Source organism: Stenotrophomonas sp. TWI587 (assembly GCF_039674145.1).
GTDB classification, from domain to species: Bacteria; Pseudomonadota; Gammaproteobacteria; order Xanthomonadales; family Xanthomonadaceae; genus Stenotrophomonas; species Stenotrophomonas maltophilia_AY.
The window spans coordinates 79379-98827 of sequence record NZ_JBDJMW010000006.1 but is presented as its reverse complement, the minus strand read 5'-3'; the positions used below and the strand labels follow the sequence as shown (position 1 = coordinate 98827).

Below are 19449 nucleotides of genomic sequence, written 5' to 3'. Positions count from 1 at the left end.
TCACACATTATATCGCGGCCGGTTGCATTGGCATGAATCGGTGCCTGCCCCCAACCATCGGCAGGGGGGCGATCGGCGCCCGGCTGTTAAGGTCGGGGGTTTGTATCCGCACAGGCACAGAACATGACACGCACTCCCGGTCGACGCGCTCCACAGTGGCGCCATACCCTGATCCTCGGCCTGGCCCTGCTGGCGGTGCCGCCGTTGGCGCTGGCCGCCGCCCCCGCCGCCAAGACCAGCGCGCAGACCGCGGCCGCCGCCAAGGGCGACCAGGGCGGTTACCAGCTGCCATCGCCCGCCCTGCAGGCTGTGGTCGACGCGCCGCGTGCTCCGACCCTGAGCCTGTCCCCGCGCCGTGACCTGGCCGCGCTGCTGCAGACCCCGCCGCTGCCGTCGATCAATGACGTCGCCCAGCCCGAACTGAAGCTGGCCGGCCTGCGCATCAACCCGGCCACGCATTCGGCCAGCCGTTTCAGCTTCGCCGACAAGCTGTGGCTGATGAGCGTGGCCGACGGCAAGGAGCGCCAGATCACCGGGCTGCCGCAGCCGTTGTCGATCGCCACCTTTGCCTGGTCGCCGGACCAGAAGTACATCGCCTTCAATCAGGTGCACGCCGCCACCGGGACCAATGAACTGTGGATCGTCGATGTCGACGCCGGTTCGGCGCGCCGACTGGTCGGCGATCTGAACACGGTGATGGGCGATGGCTACAGCTGGCAGCCCGACAGCCGGGGCCTGCTGGTGATGCAGCAGCTCAAGGGCCAGGGCGCGGCGCCGGCCGCCGGCGGTATTCCGACCGGCCCGGCGATCCAGCAGACCGAGGCCGACGCCGGCGTCCGCACGATCCGTACCTACCAGGACATGCTCAAGAACGAGGCCGACGCACGCCTGTTCGATTACTACGCCAGCGCGCAGCCGGCCAAGGTCGCGCTCAACGGCGTGACCATACCGCTGTCCACCGGTGGGGTGTACTGGGATATGACGCTCTCCCCGGATGGGCGCTACCTGCTGAGCGAGCGCGTTGTGCGTCCGTACTCCTATCTGGTGCCGGCCAGCGCGTTCGCGCGTCGCATCGAAGTGCTGTCCGCCGTGGACGGCAAGCTTGAACACACCGTCGCCAACCTGCCGTTGAAGGAAGGCCTGCCGACCGGCAACGATGCGGTGGCCACCGGCGTGCGCCGGATCGACTGGCGCGCCGATGCAGCGGCGACCCTGGTCTGGGCCGAAGCGCAGGATGGTGGCGACCCGAACCGCGAGGCCAAGGTGCGCGACGCGGTGCTGATGCAGGCGGCCCCGTTCGACACGCCGCCGGTGACGCTGGCGCAGCTGGGCAGCCGTTATGCGGGGATCCAGTGGGGCCGTGGCGATCTGGCGCTGCTCAACGAATCGTGGTGGAAGAACCGCGAGGTCAAGCAGTGGCGGATTGCGCCGGACCAGCCGGAGAAGGCGGCCGAGCTGTTGTCGGCGCGTTCCTCCCAGGACCGTTACAACGACCCGGGCCGCCCGGGCCTGGTGCGCGACGTCAATGGTCGCTCGCGTCTGCAGGTCAGTGCCGATGGTCGCAGCATCTTCCTGTACGGGGCGGGCGCCTCGCCGGAAGGCGACCGTCCGTTCGTGGATCGCTTCGATCTGGACAGCAAGCAGACCACCCGCCTGTTCCACTCGCAGGCGCCGTCCTATGCCGCGCCGGTCGCGCTGCTCGACCAGGAAGGCACCTCGCTGTTGTTGACCCGCGAGTCGCCTGATGAGCCGGCCAACTTCTACGTGCAGTCGCTGGCTGACGCCACGGCCGCACCGAAGGCGCTGACCCACTTCCAGCACCCGCTGCCGCAGCTGCGTGGGGTGAGCAAAGAGCAGATCCGCTACAAGCGCAACGATGGCGTCGACCTGACCGCCACGCTGATGCTGCCCCCCGGCTACAACGCAAAGAAGGACGGTCCGCTGCCGCTGCCGCTGCTGATGTGGGCCTACCCGGGCGAGTTCAAGACCGCCGAAGCCGCCAGCCAGGTCACGGATTCCCCGTACCGCTTCAACGCGATCAGCTACTGGGGTCCGCAGGCGTTCCTGGCCAAGGGCTACGCCGTGCTGGTCAGCCCGTCGATGCCGATCATCGGCGAGGGCGACAAGGAACCGAACGACACCTACCTGCCGCAGCTGATCGCCAATGCCGAGGCGGCCGTGAATGAAGTGGTGCGGCGTGGCGTGACCGATCGTGAGCACATCGCGATCGGCGGTCACTCCTACGGTGCGTTCATGACCGCCAACCTGCTCGCGCATACCCGCCTGTTCAAGGCCGGCATCGCGCGCAGCGGTGCGTACAACCGCACGCTGACCCCGTTCGGCTTCCAGGCCGAAGAGCGCAACTACTGGCAGGCGCAGGACGTCTACCAGAAGATGTCGCCGTTCAACTACGCCGACAAGATCAAGGACCCGATCCTCTTCATCCACGGCGTGGACGACAACAATTCCGGCACATTCCCGATCCAGAGCGAGCGCATGTTCGCTGCGGTGAAGGGGCTGGGCGGGACGTCGCGCCTGGTGATGTTGCCCAACGAATCGCACGCTTACCGTGCGCGCGAATCGATCATGACCATGCTGGCCGAAAGCGAGCGTTGGCTGGAGCAGACCGTAGGCGAAGGCAAACCGGTCAAGAAGAAGCGCTGAGCTTGCAGGTGCCGGCCGTTGGCCGGCACCTGACAACACCCGGTAGGTACCGGCCGTTGGCCGGCATTACCAGATGTAACTATTTGCGCGACGCAGCAACGACGCGATTGTGGGTTAGGCTTGAGCGGATTCCGTTCCCGAGGCCAGTGCGTCGCAGATGAACGAGTACCGTAGCAGCATCGTTTTTGCCACTCCCGATATTCCCCTGCGTGACGATGTACGCCGACTCGGCGCACTGGTCGGCGACCTGCTCGCCGAGCAGGTGTCCACGCAGTTTTTCGACGATGTGGAACAGGTGCGAACGCGCGCCATCGCCCGCCGCGAAAGCGACGCCCCCCTGTCCGATCTCAACGATGCCCTGACCGGCCTGCCGCCGGCACGCGCCGAAGCGATGGTGCGTGCCTTCAGCACCTACTTCCAGGTGGTGAACATCGCCGAGCGCGTGCACCGCATCCGCCGCCGCCGTGACTACCAGCGTGCCGGTACGGCCACGCCGCAGCCGGATGGCCTGCAGGATGCACTGGTCAATCTCAAGGCGCAGGGCGTGACCCTGGCCGAGCTTGCCGAGTGGCTGCCGCGCATCGATATCGAGCCGGTGTTCACCGCGCATCCGACCGAAGCGGTCCGCCGCGCGTTGCTGGAAAAAGAGCAGTTGATGGTCGCCAGCCTGGTCGACAATCTGGACGGTCAGCGCACCCCGGGCGAAGCCGCCGCCGACGCTGCCCGTTTCCGCATGGCGCTGACGGCCTCGTGGCAGACCACCGATTCCTCGCCCGTGCGCCCGACCGTGGAAGACGAGCGCGAGCATGTCGGCTTCTATCTGGTGCAGGTGCTGTACCGGGTGATTCCGGTGCTGTACGAATCGCTGCAGCAGGCGTTGCTGGATACCTACGGCGAAGCACTGCCGCTGCCCCGCCTGCTGCGCTTCGGCACGTGGGTGGGCGGCGACATGGATGGCAATCCGAACGTGGATGCCGGCACCATCCGCAACACGCTCGATGCCCAGCGCCAGGCCGTGCTCGGCCGTTACCAGAAAGACCTGCTGCAACTGGCCAGCCTGCTCAGCCAGTCCACCGAGCGGGTGGCGGTCAGCGATGCGCTGCACGCCCGTGTGGAGCAGTACAGGACGCTGCTGCCCAAGGTCACCTCGCGGCCGCGTCACGCCGACATGCCCTACCGCCTGCTCAACGACCGCATGCGCGCGCGCGTGCAGGCGACGATGGACGATGCGGACGGCGCCTACGCGTCGCCACAGGAACTCATCGATGACATCGAGCTGATCCTTCGCAGCCTGCACGACAACAAGGGCGACCACGCCGGCGGCTTTGCGGTGCGTCGCCTGCTGTGGCGGGTGCGCACGTTCGGCTTCCATCTGGCGCGCCTGGATGTCCGCCAGGAATCGAGCGTGCATGGCCGCGCACTGGCCAGCGTGCTGGACGGCCAAGAGGCCTGGGACGCCGCCGATGCGGTCACCCGCGCCGCGCGCCTGGCCCCGTTCGCCAGTGGCGAGCAGGCGCTGCCGGCGAGCATCGAAGAAGGCGGTGAACGGCTGGATGCGGTGTTCGCGGCGCTGGCCGATGCCCGTCACCGGCACGGTGCCGATGCGCTGGGCAGCTACATCATCTCGATGGCGCATGACCGCAGCGATGTGCTCGCCGTGCTCGCGCTGGCGCGTCGCGGCGGCCTGGTGGATGACGCCGGCGCGGTGCCGCTGGACATCGCGCCGTTGTTCGAAACCGTGGATGACCTCAAGCGCGGTACCGACACTCTGCGCGATCTGCTGGCCGACCCGGTCTACCGCACGCACCTGGCCTCGCGCGGTGATGTGCAGATGGTGATGCTCGGCTATTCGGACAGCGGCAAGGACGGCGGTATCGCGGCCTCGCGCTGGGGCCTGCAGCGCGCCCAGGTAGAACTGCTGGATGTGGCTGCCGAGAACGACATCCGGCTGACCTTCTTCCACGGCCGTGGCGGCTCGATCAGCCGCGGGGGTGGCAAGACCACGCACGCGGTGGATGCCTCGCCGCGTGGCAGCATCGATGGCCGTCTGCGCGTGACCGAGCAGGGTGAAGTGATCCATCGCAAGTACGGCATCCGTGCACTGGCGCTGCGTTCGCTGGAGCAGTCCACCGGTGCGGTGCTGCGCTCCAGCCTGCGCCCGCGCGAAGCGGAACCGCGCGAGGAACAGTGGCGCCCGGTGATGGACCTGATCGCGCAGAAGAGTGCGGATGCCTATCGCGCCTTCGTCGGCCAGAAAGACTTCATGCAGTACTTCCGCCTGGCCACGCCGATCGACGTGATCGAGCGCATGACCTTGGGCTCACGCCCCTCGCGCCGACTGGGTGAGGATGCCGCGTTGAGCAACCTGCGCGCGATTCCGTGGGTGTTCGCGTGGAGCCAGGCGCGTGCCGTGATTCCGGGCTGGTATGGCGTCGGCAGTGGCCTGCAGGCAGCGATCGATGCCGGCCACGAGGACATCCTGAAAGAAATGGCGCGCGACTGGCCGTTCTTCAGCACCTTCCTGGACGACATCGCGATGGTGATGTCCAAGGGCGACCTGACCATCGCCGAGCAGTTCTCGCAGCTGTCCGGTGCATTGCATGGGCGCTTCTTCCCGCAGATCCAGGGCGAGCTTGAGCTCACCTCACAGTGGATTCTGGCACTCACCGGCCAGGACACACTGCTGCAGCACGACCAGCGCCTGGCGCTGTCGATCCGCCTGCGCAATCCCTACATCGATCCGATCAGCGTGCTGCAGGTGGACCTGCTGCGCCGCTGGCGGGAGAGCGGGGGCGAAGACGACGATGTGCTGCGCGCACTGGTGGCGTGCGTGAACGGTGTTTCGCAGGGCGTACAGAACACCGGGTAGGCCATGCCGGGTAGTGCCGGCCGCTGGCCGGCAGCGCGCGCCATTTGGGAGGTATCGACCAACGGTCGATACCTAGCCGGTAGGGTTCAGACCCGCTCCACCAGATCACCCGGTGCGGGCGGATTGGATGCCAGCAGCTCCAGATGGCGCTGCTCCATCTCCTCGCGCAGCTGGCGGCGGATCAACGCGGCGGCATGCCGGCGGCGTTCGTCGGCGGTCTCCAGCACCAACGGCGGCACCGGGGTCGGTTTGCCATCGTCATCCACCGCGACCATGGTGAAGAAGCAGCTGTTGGCGTGGCGCACGCTGCGCTTGAGGATGTCCTCGGCCACCACCTTCACCCCGATCTCCATCGAGGAGGTGCCGGTGTAGTTCACCGAGGCCAGGAAGGTGACCAGCTCGCCGACCGCGATCGGCTGGCGGAACATCACCTGGTCCACCGACAGGGTGACCACGTAGCTGCCGGCATAGCGGCTGGCGCACGCGTAGGCAACCTGGTCGAGCAGACGCAGCACCGCACCGCCGTGCACCTTGCCGGAGAAGTTGGCCATGTCCGGCGACATCAGCACCGTCATGGAGAGCTGGTTGGATTTGAATTCGGGCATGGGCCGATTGTAGCGGGCGATGGCCGGCACTACGTACAAAGTGAAAGGGCCGCTTTCGCGGCCCTTTCGAGGTCTTACTTCAGCTTCGCATCCGCGCGCAGGGCGGCGGCGCGATCCGTCTTCTCCCAGGAGAAGGCGGTCGCGTTGACCTGTTCGCCAGCACCGTTGGTGTAGCTGAACTCCTTGGCCTTGCGGCCGAAGTGGCCGTAGGCCGCGGTCTGCTGGTACATCGGGTGGATCAGGTCCAGCATCTGGATGATGCCGTACGGGCGCAGGTCGAAATGCTTGCGGATCAGCTTCTCGATCTTGTCATCGCTGATCTTGCCGGTGCCGAAGGTGGTGACCGAGATCGAGGTCGGCTCGGCCACGCCGATGGCGTAGGAGACCTGCACTTCGCAACGGTCGGCCAGGCCGGCGGCAACGACGTTCTTGGCAACGTAACGGGCAGCGTAAGCGGCCGAACGGTCCACCTTGGACGGATCCTTGCCCGAGAACGCGCCACCACCGTGACGGGCCCAGCCGCCGTAGGTGTCGACGATGATCTTGCGGCCGGTCAGGCCACAGTCGCCCACCGGGCCGCCGATCTCGAACTTGCCGGTCGGGTTGATGTGGAACTTGGTGCCCTTGTGCAGCCACTTGGCCGGCAGCACCGGCTTGATGATCTCTTCGCGGACGGCCTCGATGAGGTCCTTCTGCTTCACGCCCGGGGCGTGCTGGGTCGAGAGCACTACCGCGTCGATGGCCGAGACGGCACCGTTTTCATAGCGCAGGGTGACCTGGCTCTTGGCATCCGGGCGCAGCCAGGACAGCGGCGAGTTCTTCTTCTTGCGGATCTTGGCCTGCTGCTCGACCAGGCGGTGCGACAGGTGGATCGCGGCCGGCATGTAGCTGTCGGTCTCGTTGGTGGCATAGCCGAACATCAGGCCCTGGTCGCCAGCGCCCATTTCTTCGGGCTTCTTGCGGTCCACGCCCTGGGCGATGTGCGGCGACTGCTTGCCGATCAGGTTCAGCACGCCGCAGGTCGCGCCGTCGAAGCCGACGTCGGAGCTGTCGTAGCCGATGTCCAGGATCACCTTGCGGGTCAAGGCTTCCAGGTCGATCCAGGCGCTGGTGGTGATTTCACCGGCGACGATTGCCACGCCAGTCTTGACCATGGTTTCGCAGGCCACGCGCGCACGCTTGTCCTGGGTCAGGATCGCGTCCAGCACCGCATCGGAGATCTGGTCGGCAATCTTGTCCGGATGGCCTTCGGAGACCGATTCGGAGGTGAACAGGTAGCTGGACATCAGGCGTAATATCCTTTGATTCGGATGGAAAGATGGGCGCGAATGATACACGGCAAGTCGCGCACTTGCATTGTGCGCCAGCGGGAGTTGCCCGTGGTTAAGCCCGCGTGCCCGTCGCAGGGCCCTGTGTGACGGCATTGCGGCCCAGCGTCACCCCCCAGTGTTCCACCAGCGTGACAAATGGACGCCTGCGGCGCGAAGGGCCCCAGACAGGGCCGCGCGTCGCACACGCGCGCATGAGGAGCGGAAAGACCTCTGCGCCAGCGAGCGTCACCGGCCCGTCGTCAAATCGCCATCGGACTGTCGCCAAGACAGTGCAGGCTTCGGCGCATCCGGCCGCCGGACCTGAGGAGCACGCCATGCACGCATTCGAGCAGCGCGACGCGCGGGAGGCCGCCACGCGGCCCGTGACCACCCTGGCGCCCCATCGGCGGGCGGTCTTCCTGTCCGACGTCCACCTGGGCTCACGTCACTGCCACGCCGCCGAACTGGCCCGGTTCCTGGCCCAGCTGCGTTGCGAACGCCTGTATCTGGTGGGCGACATCATCGACCTGTGGTGGATGGCGCACCGCCGGGCCGCCTGGCGGCCGGCCCACAGCGAGGTGATCCAGGCCCTGCACGCGCTTCAGCGGGCGGGCACCGAGATCATCTACATCCCGGGCAATCACGACGCCTCGCTGCGCAAGGTCTGCGGGCTGATGCTGCCGGCCATGCAGGTGCGCCGGCGGGCGATCCACGTCACCGCCGACGGGCGCCGGCTGCTGATCGTGCACGGCGATGACTACGACGGTGTCACCCACTTCGGGGGGCTGCAGGAGAAGTTCGGGGACTGGCTGTATTACCGCATCCTCACCGGCAACCACCTGCTCAATGCCGCGCGGCGGCGGCTCGGCCAGCGCTACTGGTCGCTGTCGGAGTTCCTCAAGAAGCGCAGCGGCGCGGCCGAGCGCTACATCGAGCGGTTCGTCCAAGCCGGGCTTGAGGATGTGCGCCGGCGCGGTCTGGATGGCATCGTCTGCGGGCATATCCACCGTGCCGCACTGGTGGAGCGCGACGGGTTGATCTATGCCAACGACGGCGACTGGGTGGAAAGCCTGACCGTGCTGGCCGAGGATCCGGACGGCAGCCTGCGGTTGCTGGACCACACCGGGCAGACCCTGGTGGTGCTGCCCGGCAACGCCGCACTGGCCAGAGCGGCCTGAGCAAACGGCATGGGCGCAGGGCCAGTCCCGGCTGCTAGCATCGGCCGATGGACTCTTTTACCCAGATCGTACTCGGCGGCGCAGTGGCCGCCGCCATCGCCCCGGCCGGCCATCGCCGTGCTGCCCTGTTGGCCGGTGCCGCGCTCGGCACCCTGCCGGACCTGGATGCGCTGGTGCTGGCCTTCACGGCTGCCGATCCCGTGGCGCTGATGGTCGAGCACCGCAGCTACAGCCATTCGCTGCTGGTGCTGCCGTGGGTGGCCGCGCTGATCTGGTGCCTGTTCAAGCGGTTCGGCCACGGCCGCGTGGCGCAGGCGCCGGGGCGCTGGTTCTGGGCGATCCTGCTGGCGCTGATCACCCATCCGCTGCTGGATGCTTTCACCGTTTACGGCACCCAGCTGTGGTGGCCGTTCACCCCGCATCCCACGATGTGGGCGAGCGTCTTCATCATCGACCCGCTGTACACCGTGTGGCTGCTGCTCGCCTGCCTGGTAGCGTGGTTTGCGCGGGCGCGCCCGTTGGCGCAGAAGGCGCTGGTGGCCGGCCTGGTGCTCAGCAGTGGCTACCTGGGCTGGTCGTTGCTGGCCAAGCACACCGTGGATCGCGAAGCCGACCGCGCGCTGGCCGCGATGGGGCTGGGCGATGCCCCGCGCTTCTCGGTGGCGATGCCGTTCAACACACTCCTCTGGCAGGTGGTGGCGATGACGCCCAACGGCTACGTGATCGGCGAACGCTCGCTGATCGCCGACCGCGCCCCGATGACCTTCGACGGCCATCCCTCCAACGTACAGGCACTGCGTCAAGCGGCGACGCTGCCGGCCGTGCAGCGCCTGAACTGGTTCAACCGGGGCTTCATGCGCGCCCAGGTGGTCGATGGCGAACTGCGGCTCAGCGATCTGCGCATGGGCTTGGAACCGGATTACACCTTCACTTTTGCCGTCGCACGGGCCGAAGGTGAAGGCTGGGCCGCGATCACACCGCGACAGCTGCGCCCGGCGTATGAAGGGGAGCAGGGCAGGGCGATGCTGAAGCGCCGGTTCGCCGCCATGTGGCAGCGCATCTGGCAGGCGCCGCCGAGTCCCGACGTGATGGCACCCAAGGCAGAGAGGGCGGAGGCACCGTGACCCAGCGGTTCGACATGGAGATCAACGGCACCCGCTATACCCGGCTGGCGGATGTGCCGCCGGAGTACCGCGAACGGCTGCTTGAGTTGCCCCCCGGCCGCTCGGCCGAGCAGCCCGCCGTGCCGTTGCGCGAGATCCTGCAGAAGGCCAAGGCGCAGCCGGACCGCGCGCGCCAGCAGCAGGTGCTGCTGGATGAGCTGCGCAAGGTCGACCCCGAGCGCGCGCGGCGCATGCAGAACAAGCTCACCGAGCGCAGCCAGCGGCCGGCCACCGGCACCCTGGAAGTAGGCAACACACCCACCGCGCGCCCTCGCGAAGGCGCCCGCAACAGCGCCGGTGGCAGCACGGTGGCCCCGGGGGACCGGGGCGGACTGGGCATCTGGTTGTTGTTGGCGGCAGCGGTCGTGGTGACCGTGATCGCCTGGGCGACGCGCTAGCGCCGCGCCGCGATCAATACACCGTCGCGCGGGCCTGTACGAAGGAGAAGAAGAACACCGCGTTCGGGTCGTTCTGGACCAGACTGAACTCGCGGCGCATACCGTCCACCGTCTCCTGGTCGACCAGGCCGGCCTCCAGCAGCGGATCGGCGGCCGACAACAGCAACTGCTCCCAGAACGCGATCATCGTCTTGCGACGGGCCGGTTCGCGGTTGTCCAGGTGGATGGTCTTGATCTCGGTGTGCACGTCGCGGAAGCCACCGGCCAGCAGCAGGTTGCCGAGCTTGGCGCCGACGAACGGATCGCCTCCGTGGTCGTACTGGAAATCGTTGAAGGCCATCCAGTAGCGCCAGATGTGCGGCGAGTACGGATCGAGCAGGAACGAGGCGTTCATCACTTCAGTGACATACACCGGTGAGCCGGGCACCAGCACGCGGCGCACTTCATTGAGCACCCGTGCCGGCGACGGCACATGCTCCAGCACCCAGCACAGGAAGGCCGAGTCGAACTCGCGCGCGCCGAACGGCAGGTTGCCGGCATCGGCCTGCAGCAGCGTGTAGCGCTCGCGGCACCACGGGGTCTTGGCCAGGTTGGTGGCGGCGGTGGCCAGCTGTGCCTCGCTCAGGTCCACGCCGGTGACGTGCAGCTCCGGGAAGCGCCGCAGCAGGATGTCCGTCTGCGCACCGACGCCGCTGCCGACTTCCAGCAGCCGCTTGGCGCCGCCGTAGTCGATACCGCTGAAGATGCTCGATTCGAACAAGCGCGACTGGGTGACCAGGCGGTGCTGCTCGGTATCGGAGAAGCCGTGGAGATAGGTCGGTGCAGTGATCGGTGGGCTCATGGCAAAGGCTCAGGCAGCGGACGACAACGGCTCGCCAGCGGCGAGCGCGTCGAAATAATCGGTGGTCAGGGCGACCTGGCTGGCGGCGTCTTCGGCGCGGTTGACCACCGCACGGAAGGCGGCGTTTTCCGGCCGGTCCTTGGCGTACCAGCCCAGATGCTTGCGCGCGATACGCACGCCCTGCTGTTCGCCATAGAAATCATGCAGCGCATGCAGGTGCCCGAGCAGCAGGTCGCGCACCTCGGCGACTGATGGCGGCGCGAGCAGCTCGCCGGTGGCCAGGTAGTGCGCCACCTCGCGGAAAATCCACGGGCGGCCCTGGGCGGCGCGACCGATCATCACCGCGTCCACGCCGGTCTGCTTGAGCACCTGCGCGGCCTTCTGCGGAGAATCGATGTCGCCGTTGGCGATCACCGGAATGCGCAGCGCCGCCTTGATCGCGGCGATGGTCGCGTACTCGGCGGTGCCGGTGTAATGCTGGTCGCGGGTACGCCCGTGCACGGCCAGCGCGGCGATGCCGCTGTCTTCGGCGATGCGGGCGATCAGCGGGCCATTGCGATGGTCGCAGTCCCAGCCGGTGCGGATCTTCAGCGTGACCGGCACGTCCACCGCGTTGACCACCGCGGTCAGGATGCGCGCGACCAGATCCTCATTGCGCATCAGCGCCGAACCGGCCCAGGCGTTGCACACCTTCTTGGCCGGGCAGCCCATGTTGATGTCGATGATCTGCGCGCCGTGGTCCACGTTGTAACGCGCCGCCTCGGCCAGCTGCAGCGGCTCGGTCCCCGCGATCTGCACGCTGATCGGGTCCGGTTCGCCGGCATGGTCCATGCGGTGGAGCGACTTGCGGGTGTTCCAGAAGCGTGGATCGGAGATGGTCATCTCCGAGGCGGCCAGGCCTGCGCCCAGCTGCTTGCACAGCAGGCGGAAGGGCTTGTCGGTGACACCGGCCATCGGCGCCAGCACCACATTGGGCTGGATGTTGTAGGGGCCAATCTGCATGCGCGCATTGTAGTGCCGGCCGCTGGCCGGCAACCACGCAGACAGCGATACCCGTTCAGGCCGATCCGGAAGGGTCTGATGCGCTCCAGTCATGAGCATATGCTTGACGATTGCTTCCGCCGCCCCCACTGGCCGGGGATGCTGGGCAGTTACGCCCTGCGCAGCCGGCGTTGCGACACCGGCGGTTGTTCATGGCGCGGGACCACACGCATAGGCCAGCACGGCCAGATGACGCTGCGGGTCGAGCCCGAGCAGGGCCAGCACGGCGGCGTCGTCGAACGAGCCGATCGCGCAGCCGGCGGCGTTCATTGCCGCCACTTCCTGGCCCAGCGCCCCCAGCCAGACCCCGGCCTCGATCAACACGAAGCGGCCGCCGCGCTCGCCGTACTTGGCCAGCGTTCCGCCCGGCTCGGCGATCAGGAACAGCACCGCCCCTGGCCGCTCCCGCCAATCCACGCCAAGCAGTGTGGCCAGCGCCGGCCACGGCGGGCAGGGCGCCACCGGTGCCAGCGCATGTTCAAGCGGGTCATACCAATGGATGCCCGGGTCTGCGGCGGTCACATCGTCAATGCCGTACAGCGCCGCATAGGCCTGGATCGGGTATTTGGCTCCGCCGGACGGCAGGCGTCGGGTGTCAGTGTCGCCGGTCCGGGCCCGCAGCGGGGCCAGCACGCGCCCCAGTTCCTTGGCGCCCCAGCGCGCGTCACCGAAACGGCGGCCACTGCGGCGCTGCGCCAGGGCATCGCCGGGATGTACCGGGTCCGGCAGGGCAATGCCGGCGGCCGCATGCAACGGCCGCGGTGGCGACCAGGCACGCGCGGCATCCTCGGCGATGCGCGTGCGCATCACCTCGGCGCGCGCAGGATTGAGCTCGCCGTTGTGCCAGAAGAGATGGAACAGCGGGGCATCGTCCCAAGGGGAGGGGGGTGACGGCATGCGGTCCTCGTGCATCAACCCAAGGGATGCGGAAAGGGATTGGGAAACGCGCCACTGTGCGGCACGCCGGGATAACGCCATGCAACGTCCTGACAACGGCCACCGAGGAACGGCGCACGCTCGTCGGCATGCAGGCCGCTGAGCTGCGGCGACAGCACCCGCATCACCCTCAGCCCCGCCGCCGCCACATCGGGGGTGGTCAACTCGCGGTAGTACATCGCCACACCCGCACTGCCCAGCCGGCGCCGCAGCAGATCCAGCTCGGCCATCGCGCGCGCCGCTGGCGGGCGGACAACCGAGGCCGGCGGCGGCAGGTGCAGCGTGCTCTCGCCTCCCTCCCTCAGCAGCGCCACCTGCGGCCACAGGTCCGGGCGCAGGGTATAGAACGCGGCGTGTTCATCGAAGCTGCGCAGCGCGGCCGGTTCGCGCGGCAGCCGGGCGCTTTCGCGGCCACACAGATGCGCGGCAAAGGTCAGCGCCTGCTGCCATTCCAGCAGCGCCTTGTGCAGTGCCTCGCCCGGATCGGCGCGGCAGGCGATGCCCAGCACGTGGCGGGGGCGGCCTTCAAACGGGATGCCGCCGGCGACCGCGATCACCGGGTGCGGGTTCCAGTGCTGGGTCAGGTCGAAGGCCTGCAGTTCGCCGCCGCGTGCGTCTGCATGGGCGTGCCAGTGCGGTGGCAGCGCGATCCTCCGGCCCGCCACGCCGTTGAGCCATGTCACCGCCAGTGCATCGCGTTCCAGCAGTTCCTGGGCCGCCCGCAGCAGCGCCAGCCAAGCGCCATCACGGCCATCCCGCCAGGCTGCCAGCCCACTGGACGTCGACGGCAAGCGCGCCTGGCCACGGCGCGGCCCCAGCCCGACCAGCTCCTGCGGCACCCAGGCCACCTGGTTGTCATCCAGCGCATAGACCGCCGCGAACAGATCGTCATCGTGCTCCGGCATCGGCCACGGGAAGCCGGGCGTGGCGCGTTGGCGTGGCGAGAACAGGGCGAAGGCCGATTCGCCCAGGCGGTGTGCGGGTGTCAGCGCATCACGGCGACGCACCTCGACATCCGCCTGCGCTGCCGCCAGCCGCTCCAGTGCTTCGGCGACCGCACCATCGGCGGCCGCCTCGGCATCCAGGGCGACCGCTCCGGAAACGCCTTGCCAGGGGTTGGCCGGGTCGGCCGGGGTGGCAGCATTGTGCACGCGCCGCCCCTCGAACAACGGGCCGGTGGCATCACAGGGGTTGGGCTCGATCGGTTGCGCCGGGCGCACCAGACCACAGCGCGAACGCGCCGCGCCCTGCAGCAGGTGCGAGGACAGCGTGGGCGTTTCCGGCTGCGCCGCCTGCACGGCGGCGCGGCTCATTTCATCACGCTCAGCCAGAGCATCATCTCGAAGGCGCCGACCGCGAACAGGCCCAGCAGCAGGGCGATGCCGATGCCGATGCCGCGCCCGAGCGAACGCCCCGAGCGCTCGTAGACGAGGGCGTAAATCCCGACATACAGCCCGACGGCGACGAACAGGCCGAATATCGGGTTGGCGGTGCCGAAAATGCCGCCGCCGAGCGCGGCCAGCGGCAAGGCGAACAGCCCCAGCAACACCCGACTGGTGCGGCTCAATCCGGCCACCGGCACGACAGCGACAGGTGTCTCCGGACGGTCCGGCGTCGCAGCGCTGATCGGTGCCTGCGGCAACGCAGGGGGCTGGGGGTGCAGGTCCGTACGGGTGTCGACGCTGGCGACCGTGGCGTGCGCGTCGCCGCTGATGGCTGCAGGCGTTACGGGGTCGAGCTTGCCAAGCACCACCGCCGACAGCACCGAGGTGCCGAGCAGGGTGACGACGCAGGAACTGCAGGTGGTCGACGTCGAACCGCCGCCGGCCGCGGCAAGGTCCTGGCGTGAGGCACTGGCATCGAACTGGGTCGGCAGGCGATACATGAGGTCACTCCGTTGACCGAGGCGGAAACGCCCGGCGCGTGACGCACATTATCACGGGTGCCCGGTGCCCCAAGGCAATGACAGCGGGGGCGGCAGTGACGCCTCGCCGCGCTGGCAGGCGGGGCACCACGGCAGGCGCAGCACCCGGTCGCGTTCGCCATGCAGGCGATGCAGATCGAGCCAGACGCTGCGTTCAAGATAGCCCAGCAACAGCGCCGGCTGATCCAGCAACGGCGCGACCAGCGCCGCGATCCGTGCCGGTTGCGCTGCGACCGCCGGCATTGCCGGCACGGGTGCTTCGCCCCAGCGGCGCAGCACCCGGTTGCCCAGGCAATACACGCAGGCGCTCTGCCCGGGCACCACATAGGGGCCGAGAGCCAGCGTGTGGTGATAGGTGAGGTCGAGCAACAGATGCGGTTGTGTCGGCATCTGCGTGCGGTAGCGGGCCAAGGCCTGTTCCCAGCCCAGCCCGTGCCTGACCAGCACGAGGAGGTCGGCATCAGCGACGGCATCGACGCGCTGCAGATCCGCGCTGGCATGCCGGTCGAAGGCGTCGGCCAACCCGGGCAGCGGTTCGCCGAGCCAGTCGATTGCATAGCGTCGCACCCTGCGCACCGCCGCCAGCGGTGCCAGGACACCGAGACGTATCAACTGGCGGACCGCCGGGCCGCAGTCGGCATCGTCGTGCAGCATCGCCAGGGTGTCGTTTTCCCATTGGCCGAGAATCCGCTCGATGACCGTCGGCGAATCGGCCTCATCGACCACGTACAGTTCGTCAGCGCCACCGGATACCAGCAGCAGCTGGCGCTGCGCATGGGTCTGCGAAAACAGCGCCCAGGCCGGATTGCGTGTCCAGCGCGGGTCGGCCGCGTGCGTGCCTGGCTGTTCCTGACTGCCTGCTGCTGCCACTGCGTACAGTCCGTGTATCCGCGAAAACGCAAGGATACCGGCAAACAGGCGCGCCACCTTCTGCTACGGTGCGCGCGTGCCTACGCCGCCTGTTGCCAGCGCTTCCATCCCTCAACCGCCCTGGCGTGAGGCGATGCTGTGGATGCTGTTGCTCGGCGCGATGTTCATCCATGGCTACAGCTGGACCAACCACTGGGCGGCCAGCCAGGCGCACACCTACAGCCTGCACGGCCGCTGGGACGAGGCGATCCCGTTCTGGCCGTGGACGATCTGGCCGTACCTGGCGTTGAACCTGCTGTACCCGCTGACGTTCTTCCTCTGCCCGACCCGATCCGCCCTGCGCCGCCATGCGCTGGCCATCGCCCTCGTGCAGGCGACCTGCATGCTGGCCTTCGTGTGCTGGCCGACCGGCAACGTGCGTGTGTTGCCGCAGCCGGACGGCGCGACGGGCCTGCTGTTCGCACAACTGCGCGCATTCGAGGCGCCGTTCAACATGGCGCCGTCACTGCATGCCGCGGTATTGGTGGTGGTCTGGCAGGCATGGCGGCAGTCGTTGCCGGCGGATGAGGCAGCGTTGCGTTGGCTGTGGCACGGCGCCTGTGGCCTTATCCTGATTTCGACGCTCACCACCTGGCAGCACGATCTGCTGGACGTACTGACCGGGCTGTTGGTCGGCGCGCTGGCGCTGTGGATCACGCACTGCGTGCTGTTGCCACGCCGGCCAAGCGGCTGAACCGCAGGGACGGCAAGTCCAGGTGTGGGGCGGTGGTCGGGCGCTGGGGCGCGATGCCCTTGCCGGCGAATGTCCCCCGGGAGCGCCCTGGGGCCGCCCCCTCCTCCTTGATTTCGCCCACAAGGGCATCGCGCCCCACGTGTCCAGACCACTGGCGCTGCATGGAAAGTGCCGGTTTTTCTTCTGCACGCCGCGAGCCGGAGCCCCGTAGCGGCGGGTAGGCTCCTGGGCAAAATCAAGGAGGAGGCCGTCGCCGCCAGGCGGCGGCCGGGCGACATTTGCCGAGGGGCCTACCGGTCGCTACGGGGCCCTCACGCTCGCGGCAGACCCCAGCGAAGACGCGCCCAGATCCACAGCGAAGACGCGCCCAGATCCACAGCGAGACGCTGGGAGAAAAATCAAAAAAAAGGCCAACGCGAACGCTGGCCTCTCGGTATCCACACCGGTGACGCTTACTTGTTCTCGGCATCACCCGGGGTGAAGTGCGGCATCGCCGCGGCGGCGCCTTCCTTCTCGGTCGAACGACCGGCGAACTGATTGGCGAAACGCACGTGGCGGGCAAACGCCGCCTCCGGGTCCTGCGCGATCGACGCCACCAGCGCACCATTGAACGCATCACCCGCACCGGTGGTGTCCAGCACCTGCACCTGCTCGGCGCCCACGCGGTAATACGGCTGGGCATCGCCACGCAGATTCTCATCGGCGTGCGACACGAACACACCGACCGAGCCCAGCGTCACCACCACGGTGCCGTTGCCGACCAGCTTGCGGCACAGCGCATGCAGGCTGGCGCCATCCAGCGCGGCGACATCGTTGGCATCCACGCGCTCGCCGACATGACGGCCGAGCAGGGCGGCGAACTCGGTCTCGTTCGGGGTCAGCACATCGGCCAGCTTGAGCAGGCCGATGCTGGAGGGCGCATCGGCAGGCGCGACGTTGAGCACGGTGGTGGCACCGGCCTCGCGCGCGATGGCCAGGGCCGCCTCGATCGTTTCCACCGGCGATTCCAGCTGCGCCAGCACCACCTTGGCACCGGCCAGCAGCGCGCGCTGCTGGTCAACGAAACCCAGGCTCAACGCGGCGTTGGCGCCCGGGCCGATCACGATGGTGTTGCGGCCGCGGCTGTCGACATAGATGCCGCCGGTGCCGGTCGGCTCGCTGCTGGCCTCGGCGGTCAGCGCGAAACCGTCCTGCTCGGCCAGGCCGCGGGCCATCGCACCGCCGGCGTCATCGCCCAGCGCGCACAGGAACGTGGTCGGCGCGCCGGCACGGCGGGCGGCCACGGCCTGGTTGAAGCCCTTGCCGCCGGGACCGGTGCTGTAGCGGCCGGCAATGGTCGCACCCGGGGCCGGGAGCGACTCACAACGCCAGACATGATCCACATTGAAGGAACCGATTACGACGACACTGCTACTCATAAAGACTGTTTCTCAAAGAACGGATATCAGCTGAAATGCGTCAGCACGCCGGCAATGGTCGCCGTCATGAAGGTGGCAATGGTACCGCCCAGCACCGCGCGCAGGCCGAACTTGGCCAGATCGTGGCGACGCTCCGGCGCCAGACCACCAATACCACCGATCTGGATCGCGATGGAGCTGAAGTTGGCAAAACCGCACAGCGCGTAGGTGGCGACCAGGCGGCCTTCGGCGGAAAGCACCGTGCCCGGCACCTCGCCTCGGATGATCTTGGCCAGTTCCGAATACGCCACGAACTCGTTGATCACGACCTTCTGGCCGATCAGCGAGCCCACGGTGGTGGCATCGGCCCACGGGGTACCGATCACCCAGGCGATCGGGGCGAGCAGGAAGCCGAACAGGGTGGACAGGTCGGTCGGGCGGCCGATGAGCGAGGCCAGGCCGGTGACGTCACCCAGCCAGGTCAGCGGGGCGTTGATCAGGGCGATCAGGGCGATGAAGGCCAGCAGCATCGCACCGATGTTCAGCGCCAGCTTCAAGCCATCGCCCGCACCGGCGGCGGCAGCGTCGATGATGTTGCTGGAGGTCTTCTCCACTTCCATCTTGACCGTGCCGCGGGTCAGCGGGGTGCCGGTCTCGGGCACCAGCAGCTTGGCCACCACCAGGGTCGCCGGGGCGGCCATGATGCTCGCGGCCAGCAGATGCTTGGCGTAGAAGGCCTGCTCGACCGGATCGCCGGCGCCGAGCATGCCCACGTACGCGGCCAGCACGCCGCCGGCGATGTGCGCCATGCCGCCGATCATCATGGTGATCAGTTCGGACTGGGTCATCTTGGCGATGTACGGACGCACCGTCAGCGGCGCTTCGGTCTGGCCGATGAAGACGCTCGCGCAGACGCTGGTGGTTTCCGCACCGGACACGCGCATGATCTTGGTGATCGCCCAGGCCATGCCGCGCACGATCATCTGCATCACGTTGAGGTGGTACATGACCCCCATCAGCGCCGAGAAGAAGATGATGGTCGGCAGCACCTGGAAGGCGAAGATGAAACCGAACTGGCTGGTGTCCATCAGGCTGCCGAAGATGAAGCCGGAGCCGGCGTTGACGAACTCCAGGACCTTGACGAAGCCCTTGCCGAGCGCGTCGAACACATCGCGGCCACCCGGTACCAGCAGCACCACCGCCGCGAAGGCGATCTGCAGTGCGATACCGGTGACGACCAGGCGCCAGTCGACAGCCCGCTTGTTGTTCGAGAACAACCAGGCAATGCCGATCAGCACTGCCAACCCGAACAGGCCGAAGCCAATCCTGCCCAAACCTTCGACCATGAGACTTCCCTTGGGGCGCCGCGAAAAACGGGAAGCCTAGAGCAGCGGCAAGGGCGGGGCAAGGAAAAGCGGCGTCCGCGAGCCGATCGGTCGTGATCGGGCCTGTATCGGCAAGGCATGGCCCGGTTTCCGTGCGGCGTGTCACGCGCCGTGAGATCGCGCTGTCCGCCCGGT

General features: G+C 68.0%; 16 protein-coding genes. 6 read left to right on the top strand and 10 right to left on the bottom strand.

Features of this window, described 5'->3' with window-relative positions:
• The first annotated feature begins 123 nt into the window (after positions 1-123).
• Positions 124-2664 carry a prolyl oligopeptidase family serine peptidase gene (locus tag ABE464_RS11740; protein WP_346472096.1) on the top strand — a complete coding sequence of 847 codons (2541 nt, stop codon included), beginning with the start codon at positions 124-126 and terminating at the stop codon, positions 2662-2664.
• 157 nt (positions 2665-2821) lie between these two features.
• Positions 2822-5533: a phosphoenolpyruvate carboxylase gene (gene ppc, locus ABE464_RS11735; RefSeq protein ID WP_346472095.1), complete on the top strand. Its 2712-nt coding sequence runs from the start codon at positions 2822-2824 to the stop codon at positions 5531-5533.
• An 86-nt stretch (positions 5534-5619) separates the two neighbouring features.
• Here ppc and ABE464_RS11730 read toward each other — a convergent pair whose 3' ends face one another.
• Together ABE464_RS11730 and metK are read right to left on the bottom strand one after the other, a co-directional pair.
• Positions 5620-6138 (bottom strand): acyl-CoA thioesterase, encoded by a 519-nt coding sequence (locus ABE464_RS11730; RefSeq protein ID WP_070471768.1) that lies wholly within the window; start codon positions 6136-6138, stop codon positions 5620-5622.
• A gap of 74 nt (positions 6139-6212) precedes the next feature.
• Complete coding sequence (gene metK, locus ABE464_RS11725) at positions 6213-7424, bottom strand: methionine adenosyltransferase (RefSeq protein WP_019182462.1); 1212 nt, start codon at positions 7422-7424, stop codon at positions 6213-6215.
• A 359-nt stretch (positions 7425-7783) separates the two neighbouring features.
• On the opposite strand from metK, the gene ABE464_RS11720 reads away from it, so the two are divergent.
• From ABE464_RS11720 to ABE464_RS11710, 3 genes are read left to right on the top strand one after another with little or no spacing between them, the layout of a single operon-like run.
• Positions 7784-8626, top strand: coding sequence for a UDP-2,3-diacylglucosamine diphosphatase (locus tag ABE464_RS11720; protein WP_346472094.1), 843 nt, complete (start codon positions 7784-7786; stop codon positions 8624-8626).
• A gap of 47 nt (positions 8627-8673) precedes the next feature.
• The gene (locus ABE464_RS11715) at positions 8674-9750 is read left to right on the top strand and encodes a metal-dependent hydrolase (protein ID WP_346472093.1); all 1077 of its coding nucleotides are present in this window, start codon (positions 8674-8676) and stop codon (positions 9748-9750) included.
• Positions 9747-10187, top strand: a complete 441-nt coding sequence (locus ABE464_RS11710; RefSeq protein ID WP_346472092.1) for a hypothetical protein — start codon at positions 9747-9749, stop codon at positions 10185-10187. The genes ABE464_RS11715 and ABE464_RS11710 overlap by 4 nt, the downstream gene beginning before the upstream one ends.
• Positions 10188-10200: 13 nt before the next feature.
• On the opposite strand, the gene ABE464_RS11705 is transcribed toward ABE464_RS11710, so the two are convergent.
• The 6 genes from ABE464_RS11705 to ABE464_RS11680 all read right to left on the bottom strand — a co-directional run bounded on the left by ABE464_RS11705 (position 10201) and on the right by ABE464_RS11680 (position 15799).
• The gene (locus tag ABE464_RS11705; RefSeq protein ID WP_346472091.1) at positions 10201-11028 is read right to left on the bottom strand and encodes a methyltransferase domain-containing protein; all 828 of its coding nucleotides are present in this window, start codon (positions 11026-11028) and stop codon (positions 10201-10203) included.
• Between the two features lie 9 nt (positions 11029-11037).
• Positions 11038-12030: a tRNA dihydrouridine synthase DusB gene (gene dusB, locus ABE464_RS11700; protein WP_346472090.1), complete on the bottom strand. Its 993-nt coding sequence runs from the start codon at positions 12028-12030 to the stop codon at positions 11038-11040.
• A 189-nt stretch (positions 12031-12219) separates the two neighbouring features.
• A complete protein-coding gene (locus ABE464_RS11695; RefSeq protein ID WP_346472089.1) occupies positions 12220-12966 on the bottom strand; it encodes a SagB/ThcOx family dehydrogenase in 747 nt (248 codons plus the stop codon).
• Between the two features lie 14 nt (positions 12967-12980).
• Positions 12981-14318, bottom strand: coding sequence for a YcaO-like family protein (locus ABE464_RS11690; protein ID WP_346472088.1), 1338 nt, complete (start codon positions 14316-14318; stop codon positions 12981-12983).
• A complete protein-coding gene (locus ABE464_RS11685; protein ID WP_346472087.1) occupies positions 14315-14890 on the bottom strand; it encodes a hypothetical protein in 576 nt (191 codons plus the stop codon). The genes ABE464_RS11690 and ABE464_RS11685 overlap by 4 nt, the downstream gene beginning before the upstream one ends.
• A 51-nt stretch (positions 14891-14941) precedes the next feature.
• On the bottom strand, positions 14942-15799 hold the full coding sequence (locus ABE464_RS11680) for a hypothetical protein (RefSeq protein WP_346472086.1): 858 nt from the start codon (positions 15797-15799) through the stop codon (positions 14942-14944).
• Positions 15800-15932: 133 nt separating this feature from the next.
• On the opposite strand from ABE464_RS11680, the gene ABE464_RS11675 reads away from it, so the two are divergent.
• Positions 15933-16532, top strand: a complete 600-nt coding sequence (locus tag ABE464_RS11675; protein WP_346472085.1) for a hypothetical protein — start codon at positions 15933-15935, stop codon at positions 16530-16532.
• 452 nt (positions 16533-16984) lie between these two features.
• On the opposite strand, the gene ABE464_RS11670 is transcribed toward ABE464_RS11675, so the two are convergent.
• The gene (locus tag ABE464_RS11670; protein ID WP_346472084.1) at positions 16985-17950 is read right to left on the bottom strand and encodes a ribokinase; all 966 of its coding nucleotides are present in this window, start codon (positions 17948-17950) and stop codon (positions 16985-16987) included.
• A gap of 26 nt (positions 17951-17976) precedes the next feature.
• Entirely contained in the window at positions 17977-19275 is a 1299-nt protein-coding gene (locus tag ABE464_RS11665; RefSeq protein WP_346472083.1) for a nucleoside transporter C-terminal domain-containing protein, read from the bottom strand.
• Positions 19276-19449 lie beyond the last annotated feature (174 nt).

Excerpts from the sequence above, each read along its gene's own strand:
- ABE464_RS11740 (WP_346472096.1), top strand. The coding sequence starts at position 124 with ATGACACGCACTCCCGGTCGACGCGCTCCACAGTGGCGCCATACCCTG.
- ppc (WP_346472095.1), top strand. The coding sequence starts at position 2,822 with ATGAACGAGTACCGTAGCAGCATCGTTTTTGCCACTCCCGATATTCCC.
- ABE464_RS11730 (WP_070471768.1), bottom strand. The coding sequence starts at position 6,138 with ATGCCCGAATTCAAATCCAACCAGCTCTCCATGACGGTGCTGATGTCG.
- metK (WP_019182462.1), bottom strand. The coding sequence starts at position 7,424 with ATGTCCAGCTACCTGTTCACCTCCGAATCGGTCTCCGAAGGCCATCCG.
- ABE464_RS11720 (WP_346472094.1), top strand. The coding sequence starts at position 7,784 with ATGCACGCATTCGAGCAGCGCGACGCGCGGGAGGCCGCCACGCGGCCC.
- ABE464_RS11715 (WP_346472093.1), top strand. The coding sequence starts at position 8,674 with ATGGACTCTTTTACCCAGATCGTACTCGGCGGCGCAGTGGCCGCCGCC.
- ABE464_RS11705 (WP_346472091.1), bottom strand. The coding sequence starts at position 11,028 with ATGAGCCCACCGATCACTGCACCGACCTATCTCCACGGCTTCTCCGAT.
- dusB (WP_346472090.1), bottom strand. The coding sequence starts at position 12,030 with ATGCAGATTGGCCCCTACAACATCCAGCCCAATGTGGTGCTGGCGCCG.
- ABE464_RS11695 (WP_346472089.1), bottom strand. The coding sequence starts at position 12,966 with ATGCCGTCACCCCCCTCCCCTTGGGACGATGCCCCGCTGTTCCATCTC.
- ABE464_RS11690 (WP_346472088.1), bottom strand. The coding sequence starts at position 14,318 with ATGAGCCGCGCCGCCGTGCAGGCGGCGCAGCCGGAAACGCCCACGCTG.
- ABE464_RS11685 (WP_346472087.1), bottom strand. The coding sequence starts at position 14,890 with ATGTATCGCCTGCCGACCCAGTTCGATGCCAGTGCCTCACGCCAGGAC.
- ABE464_RS11675 (WP_346472085.1), top strand. The coding sequence starts at position 15,933 with ATGCTGTGGATGCTGTTGCTCGGCGCGATGTTCATCCATGGCTACAGC.
- ABE464_RS11670 (WP_346472084.1), bottom strand. The coding sequence starts at position 17,950 with ATGAGTAGCAGTGTCGTCGTAATCGGTTCCTTCAATGTGGATCATGTC.
- ABE464_RS11665 (WP_346472083.1), bottom strand. The coding sequence starts at position 19,275 with ATGGTCGAAGGTTTGGGCAGGATTGGCTTCGGCCTGTTCGGGTTGGCA.